Annotated in this window: 17 protein-coding genes and 2 pseudogenes; 14 read left to right on the plus strand and 5 right to left on the minus strand. The window is 60.9% G+C overall.

Annotated elements, in window-relative coordinates:
* Positions 1–16 precede the first annotated feature (16 nt).
* Positions 17–2,296, plus strand: a complete 2,280-nt coding sequence (gene ptsP, locus JFU47_RS18900) for a phosphoenolpyruvate--protein phosphotransferase (RefSeq protein WP_123368538.1) — start codon at positions 17–19, stop codon at positions 2,294–2,296.
* Between the two features lie 114 nt (positions 2,297–2,410).
* Here the strand turns inward: ptsP and JFU47_RS18905 are convergent, their stop codons facing one another.
* Entirely contained in the window at positions 2,411–3,157 is a 747-nt protein-coding gene (locus JFU47_RS18905) for an NRDE family protein (protein WP_201184853.1), read from the minus strand.
* A gap of 120 nt (positions 3,158–3,277) precedes the next feature.
* Between JFU47_RS18905 and JFU47_RS18910 the strand changes: the two genes are divergently transcribed.
* From JFU47_RS18910 to JFU47_RS18920, 3 genes are all read left to right on the plus strand, one after another.
* Positions 3,278–4,060 (plus strand): sulfite exporter TauE/SafE family protein, encoded by a 783-nt coding sequence (locus JFU47_RS18910; protein WP_140676133.1) that lies wholly within the window; start codon positions 3,278–3,280, stop codon positions 4,058–4,060.
* Between the two features lie 81 nt (positions 4,061–4,141).
* Entirely contained in the window at positions 4,142–4,948 is an 807-nt protein-coding gene (gene lgt / locus JFU47_RS18915) for a prolipoprotein diacylglyceryl transferase (RefSeq protein ID WP_123368536.1), read from the plus strand.
* Between the two features lie 48 nt (positions 4,949–4,996).
* Positions 4,997–5,968 carry a thymidylate synthase gene (locus JFU47_RS18920; protein WP_033060541.1) on the plus strand — a complete coding sequence of 324 codons (972 nt, stop codon included), beginning with the start codon at positions 4,997–4,999 and terminating at the stop codon, positions 5,966–5,968.
* A gap of 124 nt (positions 5,969–6,092) precedes the next feature.
* On the opposite strand, the gene cadR is transcribed toward JFU47_RS18920, so the two are convergent.
* On the minus strand, positions 6,093–6,542 hold the full coding sequence (cadR, locus tag JFU47_RS18925; RefSeq protein ID WP_140675167.1) for a Cd(II)/Pb(II)-responsive transcriptional regulator: 450 nt from the start codon (positions 6,540–6,542) through the stop codon (positions 6,093–6,095).
* An 86-nt stretch (positions 6,543–6,628) separates the two neighbouring features.
* Between cadR and JFU47_RS18930 the strand changes: the two genes are divergently transcribed.
* From JFU47_RS18930 to JFU47_RS18970, 9 genes are all read left to right on the plus strand, one after another.
* Positions 6,629–8,920 (plus strand): heavy metal translocating P-type ATPase, encoded by a 2,292-nt coding sequence (locus JFU47_RS18930; protein WP_201184855.1) that lies wholly within the window; start codon positions 6,629–6,631, stop codon positions 8,918–8,920.
* Between the two features lie 17 nt (positions 8,921–8,937).
* Complete coding sequence (locus JFU47_RS18935; protein WP_056738879.1) at positions 8,938–9,801, plus strand: LysR family transcriptional regulator; 864 nt, start codon at positions 8,938–8,940, stop codon at positions 9,799–9,801.
* Positions 9,802–10,023: 222 nt separating this feature from the next.
* On the plus strand, positions 10,024–11,100 hold the full coding sequence (locus tag JFU47_RS18940; RefSeq protein ID WP_123368532.1) for a putative 2-aminoethylphosphonate ABC transporter ATP-binding protein: 1,077 nt from the start codon (positions 10,024–10,026) through the stop codon (positions 11,098–11,100).
* The gene (locus JFU47_RS18945; RefSeq protein WP_201184857.1) at positions 11,100–12,824 is read left to right on the plus strand and encodes a putative 2-aminoethylphosphonate ABC transporter permease subunit; all 1,725 of its coding nucleotides are present in this window, start codon (positions 11,100–11,102) and stop codon (positions 12,822–12,824) included. The genes JFU47_RS18940 and JFU47_RS18945 overlap by 1 nt, the downstream gene beginning before the upstream one ends.
* A gap of 51 nt (positions 12,825–12,875) precedes the next feature.
* Complete coding sequence (locus JFU47_RS18950) at positions 12,876–13,901, plus strand: putative 2-aminoethylphosphonate ABC transporter substrate-binding protein (protein WP_201184859.1); 1,026 nt, start codon at positions 12,876–12,878, stop codon at positions 13,899–13,901.
* 146 nt (positions 13,902–14,047) lie between these two features.
* A complete protein-coding gene (locus tag JFU47_RS18955) occupies positions 14,048–15,181 on the plus strand; it encodes a TIGR03364 family FAD-dependent oxidoreductase (protein WP_201184861.1) in 1,134 nt (377 codons plus the stop codon).
* Positions 15,181–15,738: a phosphonate degradation HD-domain oxygenase gene (locus JFU47_RS18960; protein WP_201184863.1), complete on the plus strand. Its 558-nt coding sequence runs from the start codon at positions 15,181–15,183 to the stop codon at positions 15,736–15,738. Before JFU47_RS18955 ends, JFU47_RS18960 begins: the two co-directional genes overlap by 1 nt.
* 214 nt (positions 15,739–15,952) lie before the next feature.
* On the plus strand, positions 15,953–16,477 hold the full coding sequence (locus JFU47_RS18965; RefSeq protein WP_140675143.1) for a hypothetical protein: 525 nt from the start codon (positions 15,953–15,955) through the stop codon (positions 16,475–16,477).
* Positions 16,471–16,647, plus strand: a complete 177-nt coding sequence (locus JFU47_RS18970) for a hypothetical protein (RefSeq protein ID WP_201184865.1) — start codon at positions 16,471–16,473, stop codon at positions 16,645–16,647. Before JFU47_RS18965 ends, JFU47_RS18970 begins: the two co-directional genes overlap by 7 nt.
* A 233-nt stretch (positions 16,648–16,880) precedes the next feature.
* Here JFU47_RS18970 and JFU47_RS18975 read toward each other — a convergent pair.
* Together JFU47_RS18975 and JFU47_RS18980 are read right to left on the minus strand one after the other, a co-directional pair.
* Positions 16,881–18,256 (minus strand): annotated as a pseudogene (locus tag JFU47_RS18975) (GTPase/DUF3482 domain-containing protein).
* Positions 18,249–19,627, minus strand: a pseudogene (locus JFU47_RS18980) (DUF2868 domain-containing protein). Before JFU47_RS18980 ends, JFU47_RS18975 begins: the two co-directional pseudogenes overlap by 8 nt.
* 85 nt (positions 19,628–19,712) lie before the next feature.
* On the opposite strand from JFU47_RS18980, the gene JFU47_RS18985 reads away from it, so the two are divergent.
* Entirely contained in the window at positions 19,713–20,225 is a 513-nt protein-coding gene (locus JFU47_RS18985) for a dihydrofolate reductase (RefSeq protein WP_201184867.1), read from the plus strand.
* A gap of 121 nt (positions 20,226–20,346) precedes the next feature.
* Here JFU47_RS18985 and JFU47_RS18990 read toward each other — a convergent pair whose 3' ends face one another.
* Positions 20,347–21,738 carry an L-cystine transporter gene (locus JFU47_RS18990; protein WP_201184869.1) on the minus strand — a complete coding sequence of 464 codons (1,392 nt, stop codon included), beginning with the start codon at positions 21,736–21,738 and terminating at the stop codon, positions 20,347–20,349.
* Between the last annotated feature and the right edge of the window lie 227 nt (positions 21,739–21,965).

Here is a 21,965-nt window from a genome sequence, read left to right on the forward strand (position 1 = left end):
AGTTCGACCCCGAGCCATGCTCAATACGCTGCGCAAGATCGTCCAGGAAGTTAACTCCGCCAAGGATCTCAAGGCGGCGTTGGGGATTATTGTGTTGCGCGTCAAAGAGGCCATGGGCAGCCAGGTCTGCTCGGTCTACCTGCTTGACCCTGAGACCAACCGTTTCGTGCTGATGGCCACCGAGGGCTTGAACAAGCGCTCGATCGGCAAAGTCAGCATGGCACCCAACGAAGGTCTGGTTGGCCTGGTCGGCACGCGCGAAGAACCCCTGAACCTCGAAAACGCCGCGGATCACCCGCGCTACCGTTACTTCGCCGAGACCGGTGAAGAACGCTACGCCTCGTTCCTCGGGGCGCCGATCATTCACCACCGCCGCGTCGTCGGCGTGTTGGTCATTCAGCAAAAGGAACGTCGCCAGTTCGATGAAGGTGAAGAAGCCTTCCTCGTGACCATGAGCGCGCAGCTTGCCGGTGTTATCGCCCACGCCGAAGCCACCGGTTCGATCCGTGGGCTGGGCCGTCAAGGCAAGGGCATCCAGGAAGCCAAGTTCATCGGCGTACCGGGTTCGCCGGGTGCGGCAGTCGGTACCGCGGTGGTCATGCTGCCGCCGGCCGATCTGGACGTGGTGCCCGACAAGACCATCACCGATATCGCCGCCGAACTCGGGCTGTTCAAGACTGCCATCGAAGGCGTGCGCGCCGACATGCGCGCCTTGTCCGCCAAACTGGCGAATCAGTTGCGCCCGGAAGAGCGCGCGCTGTTCGATGTTTACCTGATGATGCTCGACGATGCGTCACTGGGCAGCGAAATCACCACCGTGATCAAGACTGGCCAGTGGGCTCAGGGCGCGTTGCGTCAGGTGGTCACCGAACACGTCAACCGTTTCGAATTGATGGACGACGCCTATCTGCGTGAGCGCGCCTCGGACGTCAAAGACCTCGGTCGGCGCTTGCTGGCTTATCTGCAGGAAGAGCGTCAGCAGACCCTGGTCTACCCCGACAACACCATTCTGATCAGCGAAGAACTGACGCCGGCGATGCTCGGCGAGGTGCCGGAAGGCAAGCTGGTCGGTCTGGTGTCGGTCCTCGGTTCCGGCAACTCCCACGTGGCGATCCTGGCACGCGCCATGGGTATCCCGACGGTGATGGGCCTGGTCGACTTGCCGTATTCCAAGGTCGACGGCATCCAGATGATCGTCGACGGCTACCACGGCGAGGTCTACACCAACCCGAGCGAAGTGCTGCGCAAGCAGTTCGCCGAAGTGGTCGAGGAAGAGAAGCAACTGGCGCTCGGGCTGGATGCACTGCGGGACTTGCCGTGCGTGACCGTCGATGGCCACCGCATGCCGCTGTGGGTCAACACCGGCCTGCTGGCGGATGTGGCGCGAGCGCAGAAGCGTGGCGCTGAAGGCGTCGGTCTGTACCGCACCGAAGTGCCGTTCATGATCAACCAGCGCTTCCCGAGTGAAAAAGAACAGCTGGCGATTTATCGCGAGCAGCTCGCCGCGTTCCACCCGCAACCGGTGACGATGCGCAGCCTGGACATCGGCGGCGACAAGTCGCTGTCGTACTTCCCGATCAAGGAAGACAACCCGTTCCTCGGCTGGCGCGGTATTCGCGTCACGCTCGACCACCCGGAAATCTTCCTGGTTCAGACCCGCGCCATGCTCAAGGCCAGCGAAGGCTTGAACAACTTGCGGATTCTGCTGCCGATGATCTCCGGCACCCACGAGCTGGAAGAAGCCCTGCACCTGATTCACCGGGCCTGGGGCGAAGTCCGCGACGAAGGCTGCGACGTGCCTATGCCGCCGATCGGCGTGATGATCGAAATTCCGGCAGCGGTTTATCAGACCAAGGAACTGGCGCGGCAAGTGGACTTCCTGTCGGTCGGTTCCAACGACCTGACCCAGTACCTGCTGGCCGTGGATCGAAACAACCCGCGGGTAGCCGACCTCTACGACTACCTGCACCCAGCGGTGCTGCAAGCCCTTCAGAGCGTGGTGCGTGACGCTCATGCCGAAGGCAAGCCAGTGAGCATCTGCGGTGAGATGGCAGGCGATCCGGCGGCGGCGGTGCTGTTGATGGCGATGGGCTTCGACAGCCTGTCGATGAACGCCACCAACTTGCCGAAAGTGAAGTGGATGTTGCGTCAGATCAATCTGAGCAAGGCCAAGGAGTTGCTCGCGGAGCTGATGACCATCGACAACCCGCAAGTTATCCACAGTTCGCTGCAATTGGCGCTGAAGAACCTTGGGTTGGCGCGGATGATTAATCCGGCTTCGGCCAAAACCCTATAAAACGCTGATGGCCCCATCGCGAGCAGGCTCGCTCCCACATTTGATTTGTGATCTACACAAGTCCCCTGTGGGAGCGAGCCTGCTCGCGATGAGGCCAGCCCTGACAGCACCAATCTAAACCCTGATCTCCACTTCCCCCAAATGCCCGCCATACGGCCCAAAACTCCGCTCCACCATCCACCGCGTCCCATCCGCCTGAACAATCAACGCCGTACTCGCTCGCGTCCCATAAGTCGGACTGGCAATAAATACACTCGACAGCAACGTCTCGGTGGCCAACCCGACCCCGGTATCCGGCAGTTCGGCAAATGGCGCCGCCTGCGGATCGCTCAGCAACGCCAATAAAGCCTGGGGTTGCGGATCGTCCAGCACTTCCTCCAGCGCTGCCCGCGCCCTGAGCAGCTTCGGCCATGGCGTATCCAGCCCGGCGTTCGACAACCCATAAACCCCCGGTGGCAGCATCACCGCCTCAGTCTCCCGGGCATTGAAGTGCCATAGCTCGTTGGCGTTGCCGATCAGCAGATTAAATCCGGAATACTCCAGCGAACGTGCAACAACGTCGCTCAAATAGTCATCTATCGGCATATCCCCGCTAAGAAATCGCGCCACCAGCTCCCCTCGCGAGGTGCGTGCGGGTGGCTGGTGCGGATCGCGGATATTGGTCAGCGCGGCGAAGCGTCCATGGGCGCCAACACCAAGCCAGGTGCCCCCCGCCTCCAGATCGCGACCGGCATGCACGTGCAGTGCTTCGGGCCATTGCGCCAGAGGCAGGCTGGGCCGGGCATAGAATTCGTCGCGGTTGGCCGCCACGATCAGCGGCTGGGCGTGACCCGGTCGCCAAGCGAAAACAATCAGGCACATAAGGCAGTCCTTGTGTGTTTTCTGCCCACTCTACTCAGTCATCGTGTGGGTATCCATCGCCATCCAGTGGAGCTTGAGGCCATGCATCCGTTACCATGCCGCTCTCATTTGGGGATGCGCATGGAATTTCTGCTCTATCTGGCGCTCGGCGCCTGTGCAGGTGTGCTGGCCGGGCTGTTCGGGGTCGGCGGCGGGATCATTATCGTTCCGGTGCTGGTTTACAGTTTCAAGCTGCAAGGGTTCGATCCGTCGATCCTCACGCACCTGGCGGTCGGCACGTCCCTGGCGACGATCATCTTCACCTCGGTCAATGCGATCCGCGAACATCACCGTCGTGGTGCCGTACGTTGGCCGATTTTTGCCTGGATGACCCTCGGTATTCTCATGGGTGCCGGTTTCGGCGCGTTGACGGCCGAGGCGATCTCCGGGCCCAATCTGCAGAAAATCATTGGCGTCTTCGCCCTGGTCATCGCTGCGCAACTGGCACTGGATTTCAAACCCAAGGCCAGTCGAACGGTGCCGGGTAAAGTCGGTCTGACCGTGGCCGGCAGTGTGATTGGCTGGGCCTCGGCGATTTTCGGGATTGGCGGCGGCTCGCTGACGGTGCCGTTTCTGACCTGGCGCAGTGTACCGATGCAGCAAGCGGTGGCGACTTCATCCGCCTGCGGCTTGCCGATTGCCTTGTCCAGTGCATTATTTTTCATGATTCTGGGCTGGCACGATCCATTGCTGCCGGCCCATAGTCTCGGGTTTGTTTATTTGCCGGCGTTGCTGGGGATCGCCCTGACCAGCATGTTCTTCGCCCGCCTCGGCGCACGACTGGCCCACAGCCTGTCGCCGAAGTTGCTGAAAAGACTGTTCGCCGCTTTGCTGTTCTGCGTTGGCCTGAACTTTTTGCTCTGACACACCGCAATCCTGGCTTAATCCTGGCGTGACAGCGTCGCCCGGGAATTTTAAAGGTTTCAACTCTAACGAGGAGTCGCAATGCTGCCTTACCCGCAGATCGACCCGGTGGCATTGGCCATCGGTCCGCTGAAAATCCACTGGTACGGCTTGATGTACCTGATCGGCATCGGCGGCGCCTGGCTGCTGGCGTCGAGCCGGTTGAACCGCTTCGACCCGACCTGGAGTAAAGAGAAGCTCTCCGACATGGTGTTCTGGATGTCGATGGGGGTCATTGTCGGCGGGCGGTTGGGCTATGTACTGTTCTACGATCTGAGTGCTTACATCGCCAACCCGCTGTTGATCTTTGAAGTGTGGAAGGGCGGTATGTCGTTCCACGGCGGGTTCATCGGCGTGATGTTGGCCGCGTTGTGGTTCGGTAAAAAGAACGGCAAGTCGTTCTTCCAGCTGATGGACTTCGTTGCACCGATGGTGCCGATCGGTCTGGGCGCCGGACGTATCGGCAACTTCATCAACGCCGAGTTGTGGGGCAAGGCCACCGATGTGCCGTGGGCGATGGTCTTCCCGACCGATCCGGCGCAACTGGCGCGTCACCCGTCGCAGCTGTACCAGTTCGCGCTCGAAGGCGTAGCGCTGTTCGCCATTCTCTGGTTGTTCTCGCGCAAGCCGCGGCCGACCATGGCGGTGTCCGGGATGTTCGCGCTGTTCTATGGCATTTTCCGTTTCATCGTCGAATTCGTCCGCGTACCGGACGCGCAACTGGGCTATCTGGCCTGGAACTGGCTGACCATGGGTCAGGTACTGTGCGTACCGATGATCGTCGGCGGTCTGTACCTGATCTGGCTGGCGTATCACCGTGCACCGGCGGCTCCAGCGGCGGCCGTATAAATTCGAACCCCGGGGCGACAGTCCCGGGTTCAAGGACACAGGTAACTCATGAAGCAATATCTCGAACTGGTCGCCCACGTCATCAAGAACGGCACCAAACAGGCCAACCGCACCGGCGTGAACACCATCAGCTTCCCTGGCGCGATGCTGCGTTATGACCTGAAGGAAGGTTTTCCGGCAATCACCACCCGCAAAATGGCCTTCAAATCGGCCATCGGCGAGATGTGCGGTTTTCTGCGCGGGGTGAACAACGCCGCCGAGTTCCGTGCGCTGGGCTGCAAGGTCTGGGATCAGAACGCCAACGAAAACGCGCAGTGGCTGGCCAACCCGTTCCGCCAGGGTGAGGACGACCTTGGGGAGATCTACGGCGTGCAATGGCGCAAATGGCCGGCGTACAAGCAGATTCCGGTCAGCAACCAGGCCGCCATCGAGCAGACCCTGAGCCAAGGTTATCGCCAAATCGCTGAAGGCGAAGAAGACGGTCAGGCTTATGTGGTGCTGTACAAGGCGATCGACCAGATCCGCCAGTGCGTCGACACCATCATCAAGGATCCGGGCAGCCGCCGCATTCTGTTCCACGGCTGGAACGTCGCGCAGCTCGATGAAATGGCTTTGCCGCCGTGCCATCTGCTGTATCAGTTCCACCCGAATGTGGAGACCAAAGAGATTTCTTTGACCCTCTACATCCGTTCGAACGACCTGGGCCTGGGCACGCCGTTCAACCTCACCGAAGGCGCCGCTTTGCTGAGCCTGATCGGTCGCCTGACCGGCTACACGCCGCGTTGGTTCACCTATTTCATCGGTGATGCCCACGTCTACGAAAACCACCTGGACATGCTCAATGAACAGCTCAAGCGCGAGCCGTTCCCGATGCCGAAACTGGTGATCAGCGACCGTGTGCCGGAGTTTGCCAAGACCGGTGTTTATCAGCCGGAGTGGCTGGAGTTGATCGAGCCGAGCGATTTTTCGCTGGAAGGTTACGAGCACCACGCCCCAATGACGGCGCCGATGGCGGTCTAAGCCTTAGCGCACAACCCTGTGGGAGCGAGCCTGCTCGCGAATGCGGTTAGTCACTCAACATTGATGTCGACTGACCCACCGCTTTCGCGAGCAGGCTCGCTCCCACAGTTGTTTTGTGGTGTAGCTAATGACCGTGACTGCGGCCCACATGCGAATGCTCAACCTCCGTCGCCACAACCCCGCCGCTGACCTCCAGCCGCTGCAAAATCCCGCACTGATCGATATCCGGCCCTTCGCTGCAACGTTGGCGCAGGTCGAGCAGTTGTGCCTGCAACGCCATCAACCCATCGATCCGCGCCTTCACGTGATGAATGTGTTCGTCGATCAGGGCATTCACGCTTTCGCACTGATCCTGCGGACTGTCGCGCAGGGCCAGCAGGCTGCGGATTTCCTCCAGCGTCATGTCGAGCGTGCGGCAGTTGCGGATGAAAGTCAGGCGCTCGGCGTGGGCCTGGGTGTACACGCGGTAGTTGCCGTCGCTGCGGGCCGGCTCCGGCAGCAGGTTTTCGCGCTCGTAGTAGCGGATGGTTTCCACGGCGCAGTCGGTGAGTTTGGCCAGTTCTCCGATCTTCATGACGACAATCTCCAAAAGGGTGCTTGACCCTATAGTGGCTACAGGGTCTTTACTTGGCAACAGGCACCTTTTCCGGACGCGACCCAATGAGCGATTCCCTTCACACCAACAAACCCGAGGCTGATCACGATCACGATCACGATCACGATCACGATCACGATCACAGCCACAAGCTGCAGCCTGTACAGAAACATGACCATGGCAGCCACGGGGATTCCTGCTGTTCGTCCAAAGTGGCGGCACCGTCGCTGATCAAACTCAGCGAAACCCCAACGGCCGGCGCGCGACTGAGCAATTTCCGCATCGACGCCATGGATTGCCCGACCGAGCAGACGCTGATCGAGAACAAACTCGGCAAACTCGTGGGCGTGCAGCAGCTGGAATTCAACCTGATCAACCGCGTGTTGGGCGTCACCCATGACCTGCCGAGCACCGCGCCGATCATCGACGCGATCAAGTCCCTCGGCATGCAGGCCGAGCCGATAGAGCAGGGCGCTGAACTGCCAGCACCGGCTCCCGAGAGAAAGCCCTGGTGGCCCTTGGCGCTGTCGGGTGTTGGCGCACTGGTCGCCGAAGTTATCCACTTCACCAACGCTGCGCCGAACTGGGTTGTGGCGGTCATCGCGCTGATCTCGATTCTCAGCGGCGGCCTCGGCACCTATAAAAAGGGCTGGATCGCACTTAAAAACCTCAACCTGAACATCAACGCGCTGATGAGCATCGCGGTGACTGGTGCGATCCTGATCGGTCAGTGGCCGGAAGCGGCGATGGTGATGTTCCTGTTCACCGTGGCCGAGTTGATCGAAGCCAAGTCGCTGGACCGGGCGCGCAACGCCATCGGCGGCCTGATGCAGATGACCCCGGAACAGGCCACGGTGCAGCAGGCCGACGGCAGTTGGGTCTTGCTGCCTGTCAAATCCATCGAGTTGGGTGCGCGAGTGCGGGTACGTCCCGGTGAGCGGATTGGTCTGGACGGTGAAGTGGTGGCGGGCAGTTCAACCATCGATCAGGCGCCGATCACCGGTGAAAGCCTGCCGGTTGAGAAGACTGTCGGTGACAAAGTCTTTGCCGGCACCATCAACCAGGCTGGGTCTCTGGAATACGCCGTGACCGCGGCGGCCAACAACTCGACTCTGGCGCGAATCATCCACGCCGTAGAACAGGCCCAGGGCGCGCGAGCACCGACCCAGCGCTTCGTCGACAGCTTCTCGAAAATCTATACGCCAGCAGTGTTTATCCTGGCGCTCGCGGTGGCGGTGATTCCGCCACTGTTTATGGGCGCGCTGTGGTTTGACTGGATCTACCGGGCGTTGGTGTTGCTGGTGGTCGCCTGCCCATGCGCGTTGGTGATTTCCACCCCGGTGACCATCGTCAGCGGCCTCGCGGCAGCGGCGCGCAAAGGCATTCTGGTGAAGGGCGGCGTCTATCTGGAGGGCGGTTACAAGCTCGATTACCTGGCGTTGGACAAGACCGGCACGATCACGCACGGCAAACCGGTGCAGACTGATTATTTGTCCCTTGATCCAACTGCCGATGAATTGGCCCCGGCGATTGCGGCGGCGCTGGCCGGTCGCTCCGATCACCCGGTGTCCTTGGCCATTGCCAAAGCGGCTGTGGATAAACAACTCGCAGCGCTGACTGTGGATAACTTTGAGGCGCTGGCCGGTCGCGGTGTGCGCGGCGAAATTAACGGTCAGGTTTACCACCTGGGTAATCACCGTTTAGTGGAAGAACTGAACCTGTGCTCGCCCGAACTGGAAGAAAAGCTGTTCGCGCTGGAGCAACAGGGCAAGTCCGTGGTGCTGCTGCTCGACAAGTCCGGCCCATTGGCGCTGTTCGCCGTGGCCGACACCGTGAAAGAGTCCAGCCGCGAAGCAATCCAGCAACTGCACGAGCTGGGCATCAAAACCCTGATACTGACCGGTGACAACGTCCACACCGCTCAGGCGATTGCCGCGCAAGTCGGCATCGACGAGGCCAAGGGCGACCTGTTGCCGACCGAAAAGCTGGAAGCCATCGAAGCCCTTTATGCACAGGGCCATATCGTCGGCATGGTCGGCGACGGCATCAACGACGCGCCGGCGCTGGCGCGAGCCGAGATCGGTTTTGCCATGGCGGCGGCGGGCACTGATACCGCCATCGAGACTGCCGATGTCGCCCTGATGGACGATGATCTGCGCAAGATCCCGACCTTCATCCGGCTGTCACGGCAAACCTCAAGCATCCTCAAACAGAACATCGCCTTGGCATTGGTCATCAAAGCGATCTTTCTTGGGGTAACCTTCGCCGGGATCGCCACCATGTGGATGGCGGTGTTCGCCGACATGGGCGTGAGCCTGTTGGTGGTGTTTAACGGTTTGCGCCTGCTGCGTAAATAAGACGATGAGGGAAGGGTGTGCTGAGTGCCGAGCTGAAGGCGTTTTACATGGTTGCCCGCCTGGGCAGCATTACCCTGGCGGCGAAAAAGCTCGGCCTGAGCCAACCCACGGTGACCACACAGATTCGCAATCTGGAAAGTCAGTACTCGGTTGAGTTGTTCTACCGTGGCGGCCGCCGCCTCAGTGTCAGCGATGAAGGTGCGCGGCTGTTGCCGATGGTCAAGGCGCTGTTGCAGCAGGAAGCCGACATCGAGTTTTTCCTGCGCAACAGCGGTCAGGTCCAGGGCACGTTGCGCATTGCCGCCACGGCACCGTATTACATCCTCGATCTGGTGAAGACCTTTCGCGAGCGCTTGCCGCAGGTGGAGGTGTCAGTGGAAATCGGTAACTCCCAGCAGGTGCTTGAAGCCTTGGAGGATTACCGGGTCGATGTCGCTGCCTCTTCGCAGTTACTGGAGGATGCGCGGCTGATTCGCCGGGTGCTCGGCAGCGATCCGCTGGTGCTGGCGGTGCATCGCAATCATCCGCTGGCGGTCCACGACCATGTGCCGCTCAGTGCGTTGGCCGGGCATACGTTATTGATGCGCGAATCGGGCTCGACCACTCGACGCCTGACCGAGGAATTGCTGGCCAGCGCCGGGGTGAGTTTCGGGCCGCTGCTGGAGATTGGCAGCCGTGAGTCAATCCGTGAGGCGGTGTTGCGCAATATCGGCATCAGCATCATTGCCCGGCAGGAAGTGCCGCATGATCCGCAACTGCGCGTGCTGACCATCGAGAATGCGCCGCAGATTCCCGAGTATTTGTACTGCCTCAAGGAGCGCAAAGGCGCGCGACTGCCGGCGGCGTTTCTGGGGTTGGCGCAGGAAATGGCTCCGGCTTGAGTTCAGTGGTGACTGTGCCGGCCTCTTCGCGAGCAGGCTCGCTCCCACGTGGGTACGCGGTCAACTGTGGGAGCGAGCCTGCTCGCGAAGGCGCCAGACCAGACAACCAATAACGCCAACCCAAATCCTCGAATACCACTATCAGCCGTTTTTGCCTCACTGCCACATGACGGACGCATTACAAACCTAGGATGGGCCTCATCTGCTTGATGAGGCCTGTCCATGAACCACTCGATCGCAACTGCCCTGACCAACCCCGGCGCCCCGATGAAAGTGCGCGGCGTGCAGAAACGCTTCGGCGCCTTCACCGCGCTGGATAACGTTTCCCTCGACGTGGCGGCCGGTGAGCTGGTGTGTCTGCTCGGTCCGTCGGGCTGCGGCAAAACCACCTTGCTGCGCTGCATCGCCGGTCTTGAGAAGCAGGACAGCGGCGAGTTGTACCTCGGCGATCGCGACGTTTCCCACCTGGCGCCCCAGGCTCGGGACTACGGCATTCTGTTTCAGTCCTACGCGCTGTTCCCCAATCTCACCGTCGAAGCGAACATCGCCTACGGCCTCGCCGGCAGTGGTCGCGATGAAGTGCGCAAGCGTGTCGGTCAGATGCTGGAGCTGGTTGGCCTGATCGGCAGTGAGAAAAAGTATCCTGGCCAGTTGTCTGGCGGCCAACAGCAACGCGTCGCGCTGGCTCGGGCCCTGGCGCCGGCGCCGTCCTTGTTGTTGCTGGACGAACCGATGTCGGCCCTCGACGCCCGCGTACGCGAGCATTTGTGCACCGAACTGCGCCAACTGCAGCGCAACCTCGGCGTCACCACCCTGATGGTCACCCACAATCAGGACGAAGCCATGCTGATGGCCGACCGCATCGCCGTGATGAACAACGGCAAGGTCGAGCAATACGCCACGCCACAGGAAATCTACGACCGCCCGGCCACACCCTTTGTGGCGGAGTTCGTCGGTCAGGGCAACTGGCTGCCATTCCAGCGCAGCAGCGACAGCCACGCCCAGGTCGGCGGGATGAACATGCGCCTGGCCGCCGATTCGGGCAACGCCGCATCGGGTCGTCTGTTTTGCCGCCCCGAAGCGATCAACGTCAACCCGCCCGTGCATGAAGAAAACCTGTTCCCGGCCAAGGTTCGCGAGATCACCTTCCTCGGCAACCGCTGCCGCATGAGCTTCGAACTTGATCAATTACCAGGCCATGCATTGCTGGCGGAACTCGCGCCGGAAGCCATGCCGCGCCTCGGCGCCCAGCAGATCATGGTCGCCTTGCCTCCGCGCAGCCTGCAGGTGTTTGCCTGATGAGCGCGAACCTCGCGCTGCCGATACCGCACAAGCAGGTTCGGCAGACCTCCCGTGCCGAGATCGGCGACCGGGTGTTCGTGGTCGGCGGCAAGGTGCTGTTACTGGTGTTGCTCGGCGTTGCGGTGCTGATGCCGTTGCTGGCGATCTTCTGGCGCGGTTTCAGCTCGGAAGCCGGGCAGGGCGGCGGTCTGGTGGCCGCCCGTGAATTGGTGACCAGTGCGAATTTCCACTGGTTGCTCGGCAATAGCCTGAAAGTTTCCCTCAGCGTTGCGGCGATTGTCGTACCGCTGGCTTACCTGTTTGCCTACGCTCTGCAACGCACGTTGATACCGTGCAAAGGCATCTGGCGCGGGATGTCGCTGTTGCCGTTGATGGCGCCGTCGATGTTGCCGGGCATTGCGCTGGTTTATCTGTTCGGCAACCAGGGCATGTTGCGCGGTTTGCTCTCGGACAATATCTACGGCTTCTGGGGCATTGTTCTGGGTGAGGTCATCTACACCTTCCCACACGCGCTGATGATTCTGCTGTCGGCGCTGTCCCTGGCGGATGCGCGACTGTTCGATGCTGCCTCCAGCATGGGCGCCAGTTCGGCGAAAGCCTTTCGCAGCATCACTTGGCCGGCAACGCGTCAGGCTGTGTTCGCGGCGTTCTGTCTGGTGTTCACTTTGACCATCACCGACTTCGGCGTGCCCGTGGTGGTCGGTGGCGATTATCAGGTGCTGGCGCTGGAAGCCTACAAGGCCGTGGTCGGCCAGCAACAATTCGGTCGCGGCGCGTTGATCGGCATGGTCCTGCTGCTGCCGGCGTTGTTCAGCTTCGGTGTCGACGCCTGGCTGCGTCGGCGTCACGGCGACTCCATGAGCGGTCGGGCACAGGTCTTTCAACCGACGCCGTCGAAACTGCGGGACGGCTGCTACCTGACCATCGTGCTGCTGATCTGCGCGGTATTGCTGCTGGTGTTCGGCATGGCGGTGTATTCGTCACTGGTGAAATTCTGGCCGTACAACCTGTCGCTGTCGCTCAACCACTATCAGTTCAATGACACCGCAGGCGGTGGCTGGCTGGCCTATGGCAACAGCGTGAAGATGGCCTTGTGCACGGCGCTGATCGGCAGCGTGCTGATCTTCACCGGCGCGTACCTGATGGAAAAAACCAAGGGCCAGCGCGGACTGAATCTGACACTGCGCATGCTCAGTTTCGTACCGATGGCGGTGCCGGGTCTGGTGCTGGGTTTGGGTTACGTCTTTTTCTTCAACCTCAGCGGCAACCCGCTGCATGTGCTTTACGGGACCATGACCCTGCTGGTGGTCTGCACCATTGCTCACTATTTGACCACCGCGCAAATGACCGCGACCACCGCACTGCGCCAACTCGACGCCGAGTTCGAAGCTGCCGCGCTGTCGCTCAAGGCGCCGCTGTATCGGCATTACCTGCGCGTCACCGTGCCGATCTGCCTGCCGGCGCTGCTGGACATCGTGCGCTACCTGTTCGTATCGGCCATGACCACCGTTTCGGCGGCGATCTTCCTCTACAGCCCCGACACCATCCTCGCGGCAGTGGCGGTGCTGAACATGGACGACGCCGGTAACGTCGGCGGCGCGGCGGCGATGTCGACTTTGATTCTGTTCACCTCGGCGGGCGTGTCCCTGCTGCTGGCCTGGGCTTCGCGCGGTTTGCTGCGTCGCTCCCAGGCCTGGCGGCAGACCGCGCCTGGCAATTGATTCGCCGCTCCTGAAACCGAAAGCCCCTCAACTCAAAAACAGGAAAAGATCATGTTCAAGCCCCTGGCCCTGGCCGCTGCTGTCCTCACCGCTTTCAGCCTGAACGCCTTTGCGGCGAAAACCGAGTTGACGGTGTACACCGCCCTCGAAGCCGAACAACTGAAGACCTACAAAGAAGCCTTCGAAAAGGCCAACCCGGACGTCGAGATCAAGTGGGTGCGCGACTCCACCGGGATCATCACTGCGAAACTGCTGGCCGAAAAAGCCCGCCCACAGGCTGACGCCGTCTGGGGCCTGGCCGCTTCAAGCCTGGCGATTCTCGATCAGCAAGGCATGCTGCAAAGCTACGCACCGAAGGACCTGGGCAAGATCGGCGGCAACTACCGCGACGCCGCCAACCCGCCAGCCTGGGTCGGCATGGACGTCTGGGCCGCGACCATTTGCTTCAACACCGTCGAAGCCGAGAAGCAGGGCCTGAGCAAGCCGGTGAGCTGGCAGGACCTGACCAAGCCTGAGTACAAAGGCAAGATCGTGATGCCCAACCCGGCCTCGTCCGGCACCGGTTTCCTCGACGTCAGCGCCTGGCTGCAAACCTTCGGCGAGAAGCAGGGGTGGCAGTACATGGACGACCTGCACCAGAACATCGGCCAGTACGTTCACTCCGGCTCCAAGCCGTGCAAGCTGGCGGCTTCGGGTGAATTCCCGATCGGCATTTCCTTTGAATACCCGGCTGTTCAGCTGAAGCGTCAGGGCGCGCCGCTGGACATCATCCTGCCGAAAGAAGGCCTGGGCTGGGAGATCGAAGCGACGGCTGTGATCAAGGGCACACCGCATGAAGAGGCCGCGAAGAAACTGGCTGACTTCTCCGCCAGCCCGGCGGCGATGGAGCTTTATAAAGAGAACTTCGCAGTGCTCGCGCAGCCAGGTATTGCCAAGCCGCAGACCGAATTACCGGCGGATTATGAGCAGCGTTTGATCAAGAACGACTTTGCCTGGGCGTCGAAGAATCGCGATGAAATCCTGAGCGAGTGGCGCAAGCGCTATGACGGCAAGTCCGAGAAAGTGGTCGCCAAGTAAGATCTTCATCGGCTGACAGGGCCCCTTCGCGAGCAGGCTCGCTCCCACATTGGATCTCCAGTGGATGGAGATTTGGGGTTGTCCCCAATCAACTGTGGGAGCGAGCCTGCTCGCGATAGCGGTCGTGAATTCAGGACAAAACCCCCATGACACAACACAACGACATGCTGATTGTAGGCGCCGGCATCCTCGGCCTGTCCCACGCCTACGCTGCCGCCAGGCGCGGTCTCAAGGTCAGCGTTTTCGAACGCAGCGAAACGCCGCTCGGCGCCTCGGTGCGCAACTTCGGTCAGGCTCTGGTCACCGGCCAGCCACCGGGCCCGATGCTCGAACTGGCCAAGGCCAGCCGCGAGATCTGGGGCCAATGGGCACAACTCGCCGGCCTGCAACTCAAGCGCAATGGCTCGTACCTGTTCGCTCGCACCGACGCTGAAGAACACCTGCTGGAAGCCTTCTGCGCCGGCCGCGCCGTGGAACACGGTTACCGTGTCGATCTGCTGCGCGGCGCAGCATTGCGCGATCTATACGGCGGACAGTTCCGCCATCACCGCGCCGCGTTGCACGGGATGGACGATCAGCAACTGTATTCCCGTGAAGCGATTCCAGCGCTGATCGACTACCTGCGCCGCGAACTCGGCGTCACGTTTCACTTCTCCACACTCGTGCGCGACATCGAGCCCGGCCGCTTGCACAGCACCGCCGGAACCTTCAGTGCCGAGCAGATCATCGTCTGTTCCGGCCACGATTATCAGACGCTGCTGGCTGAGCCAATCGCCGAGCTCAACCCGCAAATCTGCCGCCTGCAAATGCTCCGCGCTCGACCGCAAATCAACCTCAACCTGCAACACGCGCTGCTCACCGGTTTGAGCTGCGTGCACTACGGCGCCTTCGCCGATCTGCCGGAAGCGGCGGCGGTGCAGGCGCAGATTCTGCGAGACGAACCGCACCTGCATGAAAACGGTATTCACCTGCTGATCAGTCCGACGCCGTATGGTGAATTGATCATCGGCGACTCCCACCACTACGGCAGCGACCCGTCGCCGTTCAACGCCGAGCAGGTGGACAACTGGATGATTGAGCTCGCGGAACACACCCTGGGTTGCAAGGTGCAAGTGGTCGAACGCTGGCAGGGCGTCTATGGTTCTCGTGGACCGGGGCCGTTCTCGTTCCTGCGTCCGATGCCGGGAGTGAGCGTGGCACTGATGCACACGGGTGTCGGCATGAGCGTCGGGCCGGCGATGGCTGAACGTAACGTAGCGACGTTGTTGGGAGAGCATTGATGGACCGCAATGAGCAAGTGATCGCCGAGGTGTTTGGGTTGTACGAACGCTTTGGCGACAGCGACTACATCGGCGAGCCGGTGTCGCAGATCGAGCACATGTCCCAGGCCGCCGAACTGGCCATGGCCGAGGGCTTCGATGACGAAGTGGTGCTGGCCGCGTTCTTCCACGACATCGGGCATATCTGCGCCGAGAGTGCCGAGAACATGGGCGGGTTTGGCGTGGTCAGTCATGAGCGCCTGGGCGCCGATTACCTGCGCCGCGCCGGCTTCAGCGATCGCATGGCGCGGCTGGTGGAGTACCACGTTCAAGCCAAGCGGTATCTGACACTTAAAGAACCGGGATACTACGAGCGCTTGAGCGAAGCCAGCCGCCGGACGCTGGAATATCAGGGCGGAATGATGACGGCTGAAGAGGCTGAGGCGTTCGAGCAGGACCCGCAGTGTACCGTGAGCTTGCGCATGCGCCAGTGGGATGAAATGGCGAAAGAGATGCATGTGCCGGTGATTGATCTGGCGGTGTTGAAGAACAAAGCGGTGCGGCTGTTGGCGGCCTAAAGTCACTGACAGGCTCGCTTCCACAAGGTGAGCGTGTCGACCAAAGATTCTGTGTCCACTGCGAAACTACTGTGGGAGCGAGCCTGCTCGCGAAGAGGTGTGTAGCTTTCCCCTCATGATGAACTGGCCTACGGAAAAAAGAGATCGCTCTCACATAAAGGCCGCCGTGAGCGAGCTACCGTGAGTGGACCTTTTTTCAATGAGCCAAACCTGTATGCGTTATTTGAAAGTAATTGCCGAAGACAGAAGTAAAGATTGCAAAGCCGATACCGTACGCCTTTATTTTTTTGAACAATGCAAAGGTAAAGACGTGCTTGTCCGCGAGGCCTACGCCGTGGATAACACCGCCGATGGGATTGTTGACTGGCAGGTCGGTGACGTGAACAACGATGGTAAGAGAAGTTTTCAGGACGAACTTTTACTCAGGGTTTTTGCCACGACTTTTTTGAAGTTAGGGTGGTTCAATCGTCGAAACTTGTCCAAGCGCTATCTGAAGATATTCACCGAAAACATTGGCCGCGATTGTTCACCAGATACTGTGCGCCTGCACTTTCACGAAGGCATCGGCAAACCGACTGACAAAACCCTGACTTCCACCGCAGCGAGCTACGACACGGATAACAACGGCACGCTGGACTGGGTGATTCACTTCGATGCGGATAACGATGGAGATATCGATGCCACGGATCAGGAACTGGTGTCGTTATTGAGTCGTACTTACCTGGAATTCAAATGGTAGTGAGCCCGTTCACGCGTTACTTGAAAGTAATCGCTCAGGACTCCACCGGCCAGGGGCAAGCCGATACCGTGCTTTACCGGTTTATCGAGGATGAGGATTTACCGCGTGAGGCAACGGCTGCTTCGGGCGCTCGAATCGCACGGATCGAAGTCGTGTCACAGCGTTGGTAAAGCAGTTTTTGAAGCTGGGTTGGCGGTGATCAATACCGAAACCGAGTAACGGCCTTCGCGAGCAGGTCGAATCGTCGCACCGTCGCTCCCACAGGGGGAACGCATTCCAATGTGGGAGCGACGGTTGATCGTTCCCACGCTCTGCGTGGGAATGCCTCAAGGGACGCTCCGCGTCCAGTGACGCGGAGCGTCACGGGCTGCATTCCCACGCGGGAGCGTGGGAACGATCAGATTCAGAGTTGCTGCGCCAACACCTCAACCTGCTCCTGCCGTTCCGCCTGGCTCAACTTCGGATGGGGATTGAGCGATGACCACTGCGGATGCGCCCGGGCCTTGTTCAGCGGTTCGGGCAGTTTGCCTTCGCGCCAGGTCTTGTCCTGGGGGTGGCCACTTGAATGCTGTCCATCGCCGCATGGCCACGCGTATTCAGGGCTTGCAGCAGTTGTCGCTGACGCAGCGCCAATAGCCGCAGCACGCTGTCATCGACGGTCAGTTCTCGCTGGCCTTTGATCTTGCCCATCAACCGACTGCCATAACTGCGGGCCGTTTGCAGGGCGCCACCGGCAATCGCGCCAGCCAATGCGGCCGCACCGAGGGTCAGGCCGCCTACCAGCAAGTCGACTCCGGCACCGGCTGCCGCGCCGGCCGCGATACCGCCACCGACTCGCACGCCGAGTTGTTTCAGGGTTTCCGGGTTGAACAGGTCGTCACCCCAGCGGCCATCGAGCAGCGGCAAATCACTGGCCGCCGCGTCCTGTGGACGGAAGGCGTAGAGCTTGAGCAGCGCTTCGACGCAGCGTTGTTCCCGTTGGCGAACTGCTTTGCGCAGTTCATTGATTGCCTGCTGTTCTTGCTCGGCTTCGCTGACCACGCTGCGCCGGCACGCGGCGCAGTCGATCAATAATTCGGCAATCAGCCGCGCCGCACTTTGTTGCCGGGCCTGGCGTTGGGCTTGCTGATCGGCGATCAAACGTTCCAGTTGCGGGCGGGCGTTTTCCAGCAGCAGCGCGAGGCTTTCATACAGTCGACGTTCGCCATCCTCCGGCGGTGCAACGCTGTCAAAGCGCACCAGCGCATGCAAGCCGAGGCGTGCCAACGCTTCGCGCCAATCCGGTTCGCGGTGGTTGGCGCTGCTGACAAAATTCAGCACCGGCAACAGCGGTTTACCGCAACTGGCCAGCACTTCCAGTTCGTCGCGGTACTTGGCCAGGACCGGTTCCCGGGCGTCGATCACGTAGAGACCGGCGTCGCAGGTCAGCAGTTGCCGCAGCACCTTGGCTTCTTGTTCGAAACGCTGCCGCGCTTCGCTGCCCTCAAGAAAGCGCGCAAGACGTGCCGGGCCGTCGAGGCGTTCGCCGGGGCGTTCCAGACGTTCGAGGTAGTCGAGCAGGGCGATGGCGTCTTCCAGGCCAGGGGTGTCGTAGAGGTCGAGCAACGGCTCGCCGTCCACCGACAACCGCGCGCCTTCGACGTGTCGTGTGGTGCTGGGGCGATGGGACACCTCACCGAAACCGACATCACGGGTCAGGGTGCGCAGCAACGAGGTTTTGCCGACGTTGGTGTGGCCGACCACGGCGAGCTTCAAGGGCGGTTTCCAGGGGTTAGTCATGGCCGCTCTCCAGCCAGTTCAACGGCGCGCAATCGGCGAACGGCAAGTCCAGCTGTTGCAGCGCCACGTGCCAGTCACCCAGCCTTTCGGCGTCCAGCGCTTCGCCCGGCGGAGCTTGCAGCAGCCAGACGCGGGTGGCGCTGGCGCTGCGAGCCAGTTCGGCGATCAGTGCCAGACTGCCGCGGTCCGGCGAACGTCGCGGATCGCAAGCGATGGCCAGGCGGGCCGGGGAAAGCGGCTCAGCTGTTCGAGGAGTTTGTGCCGCGATTCGCGGCTGTCGAGGATGCCGGCGTTGTTCACGGTTTTCGGCAGTGGCGGCGGCCAGGGGCGTTGATTGTCCAGCTCGATGGCCACCAATAGCGCGCCATCGCTTGGCAGGTCGCTGATCCCCTTTTCAATTTGATGAAGCTGTTCGGGGGCGGCGTCGCTGATGCCCAGGCGTTCACTGGTCGGCATCAGCCGTTCGCGCAGTTGGGCGTAACCGGGCAGATTCAAATCCAGACGCAATGCCGCTTGCCCGGTTTTCCAGCGCCACAGGCAAAACAGCGCCAGCAACAGTCGCGGCAAAACACCGTAGACCACCAGCACGCCGACCAGCCATGTTGCCCAGGCCTGACGGGCGCTTTCGATGTTGAGCGCGGTATCGCCGCTGGCGCGGATCATTTCCACGGTCGGAACGTTGAAACCCAGCATGGCCGGTAGGGCGCCGAGGGCTTGAGTCAAGGCGACGAAGGTGTCGCCGCCGAGGAGCGTGGTTTCCCAGACGAAGCCATAACGCCGGGTCGCCATCAGCATTAATAGCATCACCAGCGCGCTGAGCATTGCCAGCAACCACAAACCGTTGACCAGTACGCCGACCGCCCAGCGATTGAGTTTCTGTCGTTGCAGCAAGAGCAGCAGGGCTGGGGCCAGTTGCGCCGCTTTGGCATCGCGAGCGAGTTTTTCGCTGAGCCATAACCACAAGCGGCCGAGGGTGGCGCCGTGTTCGCCAGCGAAGACCAGGCCCAAGGCCCAGCTCAGCAACAGAATCAGGTTCAGTCCGAGCAAACTGCCTAAAGCCCAGAACACATTCACCGGAGTTTGTCCGTCGCCCAACGCGGCAAACGCCAGGCCGGCGCCGCTGGCAATGGCCAGCACCGCCATCACGATCAGCGCCAGACGTGCGCCTTGCAGCCAATGTTTGAGGGCTCTGATCAGTCCGTCGCGCTCGGCCAGCCACAGGGCGCGGCGTTGAATGCGTGTCGGCAGATCGCCGCCCGCGCTGCGGGCCAGTCGGTTGGCTTCCAGATCATCCAGGGGGCCGGCGTGTTCTTCACGCAGGCGCACCGTCTCGGTCAGCCAGAGGTTTTGCAGTGGAGTCAGTTCAGTCACGCGGCATCCCGTCGCTCAATTGAACGGTGAGCATAACCGCTGTGACGCTTATCGGGGTACGGGAGGCTCTGGTATCCTCGCCGGCATGACTAAATCACTCCCCCTCAGCCTGATTGCAGCCCTCGGTGAAAACCGTGTGATCGGCGTCGACAACAGCATGCCCTGGCACTTGCCGGGGGACTTCAAATACTTCAAGGCCACGACCCTCGGCAAGCCGATCATCATGGGTCGCAAGACCTGGGAATCCCTCGGTCGTCCGTTGCCGGGCCGGTTGAACATCGTGGTCAGCCGTCAGGCGGATCTGCTGCTGGAAGGCGCGGAGGTTTATCCGTCGCTTGCGGCTGCAGTGGTTCGCGCTGAAGAGTGGGCTCGGGAACAAGGCGTCGATGAGCTGATGCTGATTGGTGGGGCGCAGTTGTATGCGCAAGGGTTGGCGCAGGCTGATCGGTTGTATTTGACGCGCGTGGCGCTGAGCCCGGAAGGGGATGCGTGGTTTCCGGAGTTTGATTTGAAAGAGTGGACGTTGGTGTCGAACACCGAGAATCCGGCCGTAGATGACAAGCCTGCGTACAACTTCGAAGTTTGGGAGAAAGCTTAAAAGCTTCGCGAGCAGGCTCGCTCCCACAGTGGTTTGAGGTGAGGCTCACATTGTGTGAACACCGCCGAACCATGTGGGAGCGAGCCTGCTCGCGAAGAGGCCCACTCAGTCGCTGAACGACTTAAGCGTCAGCCAACTCCGAATGCTCATCCGCATCCAGCAGCTCTTTATCGGTCTGCTGCATGATCTGGCTGGTGATCGCACCGGCTGTTATCGAACCACTCACGTTCAACGCCGTACGGCCCATATCAATCAGCGGCTCAACCGAAATCAGCAACGCCACCAGTGACACCGGCAAGCCCATCGCCGGCAACACGATCAACGCGGCAAACGTCGCGCCACCGCCCACGCCGGCCACGCCCGCCGAACTCAGCGTCACAATCGCCACCAGCGTCGCAATCCACAGCGGGTCCAGCGGGTTGATGCCCACAGTCGGTGCAACCATCACTGCCAACATCGCCGGGTACAGACCGGCACAGCCATTCTGGCCAATGGTCGCGCCGAACGACGCGGCGAAACTGGCGATGGATTGTGGAATACCCAAACGGCTGGTCTGGGCTTCGATGCTCAGTGGGATGGTCGCGGCACTGGAGCGGCTGGTGAAGGCAAATGTCAGCACCGGCCAGATCTTGCGGAAAAAGCGCAGCGGATTGATCCCGGCCGCCGACACCAGCAGGCCATGGACCACAAACATCAGGCCCAGCCCGATGTAGGAAACCACCACGAAACTGCCGAGTTTGATGATGTCCTGCAGGTTGGAGCCGGCGACCACTTTGGTCATCAGCGCCAATACGCCGTACGGGGTCAGCTTCATCACCAGACGCACCAGACGCATCACCCAGGCTTGCAGGGTGTCGATGGCGTTGATCACTTTCTGACCTTTCTCGACGTCATCTTTCAACAGTTGCAGCGCCGCGACCCCAAGGAACGCAGCAAAAATCACCACGCTGATGATCGAGGTCGGCTTGGCGCGAGCGAGGTCGGCGAACGGATTTTGCGGAATGAACGACAGCAACAGCTGCGGCACATTCAGGTCGGCAACCTTGCCCGCGTAGTCGGTCTGGATGGTTTGCAGGCGGGCCATTTCCTGAGTACCGGCCACCAGGCCTTCGGCGGTCAGGCCGAAGAGGTTGGTCAAGCCGATACCGATCAGCGCCGCAATGGCCGTGGTGAACAGCAGCGTGCCGATGGTCAGGAAGCTGATCTTGCCCAGCGACGAGGCGTTGTGCAGACGGGCTACGGCGCTGAGGATCGAGGCGAACACCAGCGGGATCACGATCATTTGCAGCAACTGCACGTAACCGTTGCCCACCAGATCGAACCAGCCGATCGAGGCTTTCAGTACCGGGTTGCCGGCACCGTAAACGGTGTGCAGAGCCACACCGAACACCACGCCCAGCACCAACGCGAGCAGGACTTTTTTTGCCAGGCTCCACGTGGTGTGACGGGTTTGCGCCAGGCCAAAGAGCAGGGCGAGGAACACCAGCAGATTGAGGATCAGCGGCAGATTCATTGGAACTCCGATAAAGACTTGTGCCGGCTACCTTCCGGGGCAGCCGCGAACCGGCAAGCCTAACAGCTTGATATCTAATGAATTAATATCAAAAACATCTTGAAACTGTCGTTTTTGGAATAAGCGCGTGTCGCTGTCGGGGATGCAGCTGACGCGAAAGGGACGTGAGCGGTCGCAGGTAGACGAGGAGTGTCATATTAATTTGATAGCGTCGATCTCTTTGAATC

Source organism: Pseudomonas sp. TH39(2020), from assembly GCF_016650715.1.
Taxonomy (GTDB): Bacteria; Pseudomonadota; Gammaproteobacteria; order Pseudomonadales; family Pseudomonadaceae; genus Aquipseudomonas; species Aquipseudomonas mandelii_C.

Bases quoted from the DNA above. Each gene is read 5' to 3' on its own strand.
- ptsP (WP_123368538.1), top strand. From the start codon at position 17: ATGCTCAATACGCTGCGCAAGATCGTCCAGGAAGTTAACTCCGCCAAG.
- JFU47_RS18905 (WP_201184853.1), bottom strand. From the start codon at position 3,157: ATGTGCCTGATTGTTTTCGCTTGGCGACCGGGTCACGCCCAGCCGCTG.
- JFU47_RS18910 (WP_140676133.1), top strand. From the start codon at position 3,278: ATGGAATTTCTGCTCTATCTGGCGCTCGGCGCCTGTGCAGGTGTGCTG.
- lgt (WP_123368536.1), top strand. From the start codon at position 4,142: ATGCTGCCTTACCCGCAGATCGACCCGGTGGCATTGGCCATCGGTCCG.
- JFU47_RS18920 (WP_033060541.1), top strand. From the start codon at position 4,997: ATGAAGCAATATCTCGAACTGGTCGCCCACGTCATCAAGAACGGCACC.
- cadR (WP_140675167.1), bottom strand. From the start codon at position 6,542: ATGAAGATCGGAGAACTGGCCAAACTCACCGACTGCGCCGTGGAAACC.
- JFU47_RS18930 (WP_201184855.1), top strand. From the start codon at position 6,629: ATGAGCGATTCCCTTCACACCAACAAACCCGAGGCTGATCACGATCAC.
- JFU47_RS18940 (WP_123368532.1), top strand. From the start codon at position 10,024: ATGAACCACTCGATCGCAACTGCCCTGACCAACCCCGGCGCCCCGATG.
- JFU47_RS18945 (WP_201184857.1), top strand. From the start codon at position 11,100: ATGAGCGCGAACCTCGCGCTGCCGATACCGCACAAGCAGGTTCGGCAG.
- JFU47_RS18950 (WP_201184859.1), top strand. From the start codon at position 12,876: ATGTTCAAGCCCCTGGCCCTGGCCGCTGCTGTCCTCACCGCTTTCAGC.
- JFU47_RS18955 (WP_201184861.1), top strand. From the start codon at position 14,048: ATGACACAACACAACGACATGCTGATTGTAGGCGCCGGCATCCTCGGC.
- JFU47_RS18960 (WP_201184863.1), top strand. From the start codon at position 15,181: ATGGACCGCAATGAGCAAGTGATCGCCGAGGTGTTTGGGTTGTACGAA.
- JFU47_RS18965 (WP_140675143.1), top strand. From the start codon at position 15,953: ATGCGTTATTTGAAAGTAATTGCCGAAGACAGAAGTAAAGATTGCAAA.
- JFU47_RS18970 (WP_201184865.1), top strand. From the start codon at position 16,471: ATGGTAGTGAGCCCGTTCACGCGTTACTTGAAAGTAATCGCTCAGGAC.
- JFU47_RS18985 (WP_201184867.1), top strand. From the start codon at position 19,713: ATGACTAAATCACTCCCCCTCAGCCTGATTGCAGCCCTCGGTGAAAAC.
- JFU47_RS18990 (WP_201184869.1), bottom strand. From the start codon at position 21,738: ATGAATCTGCCGCTGATCCTCAATCTGCTGGTGTTCCTCGCCCTGCTC.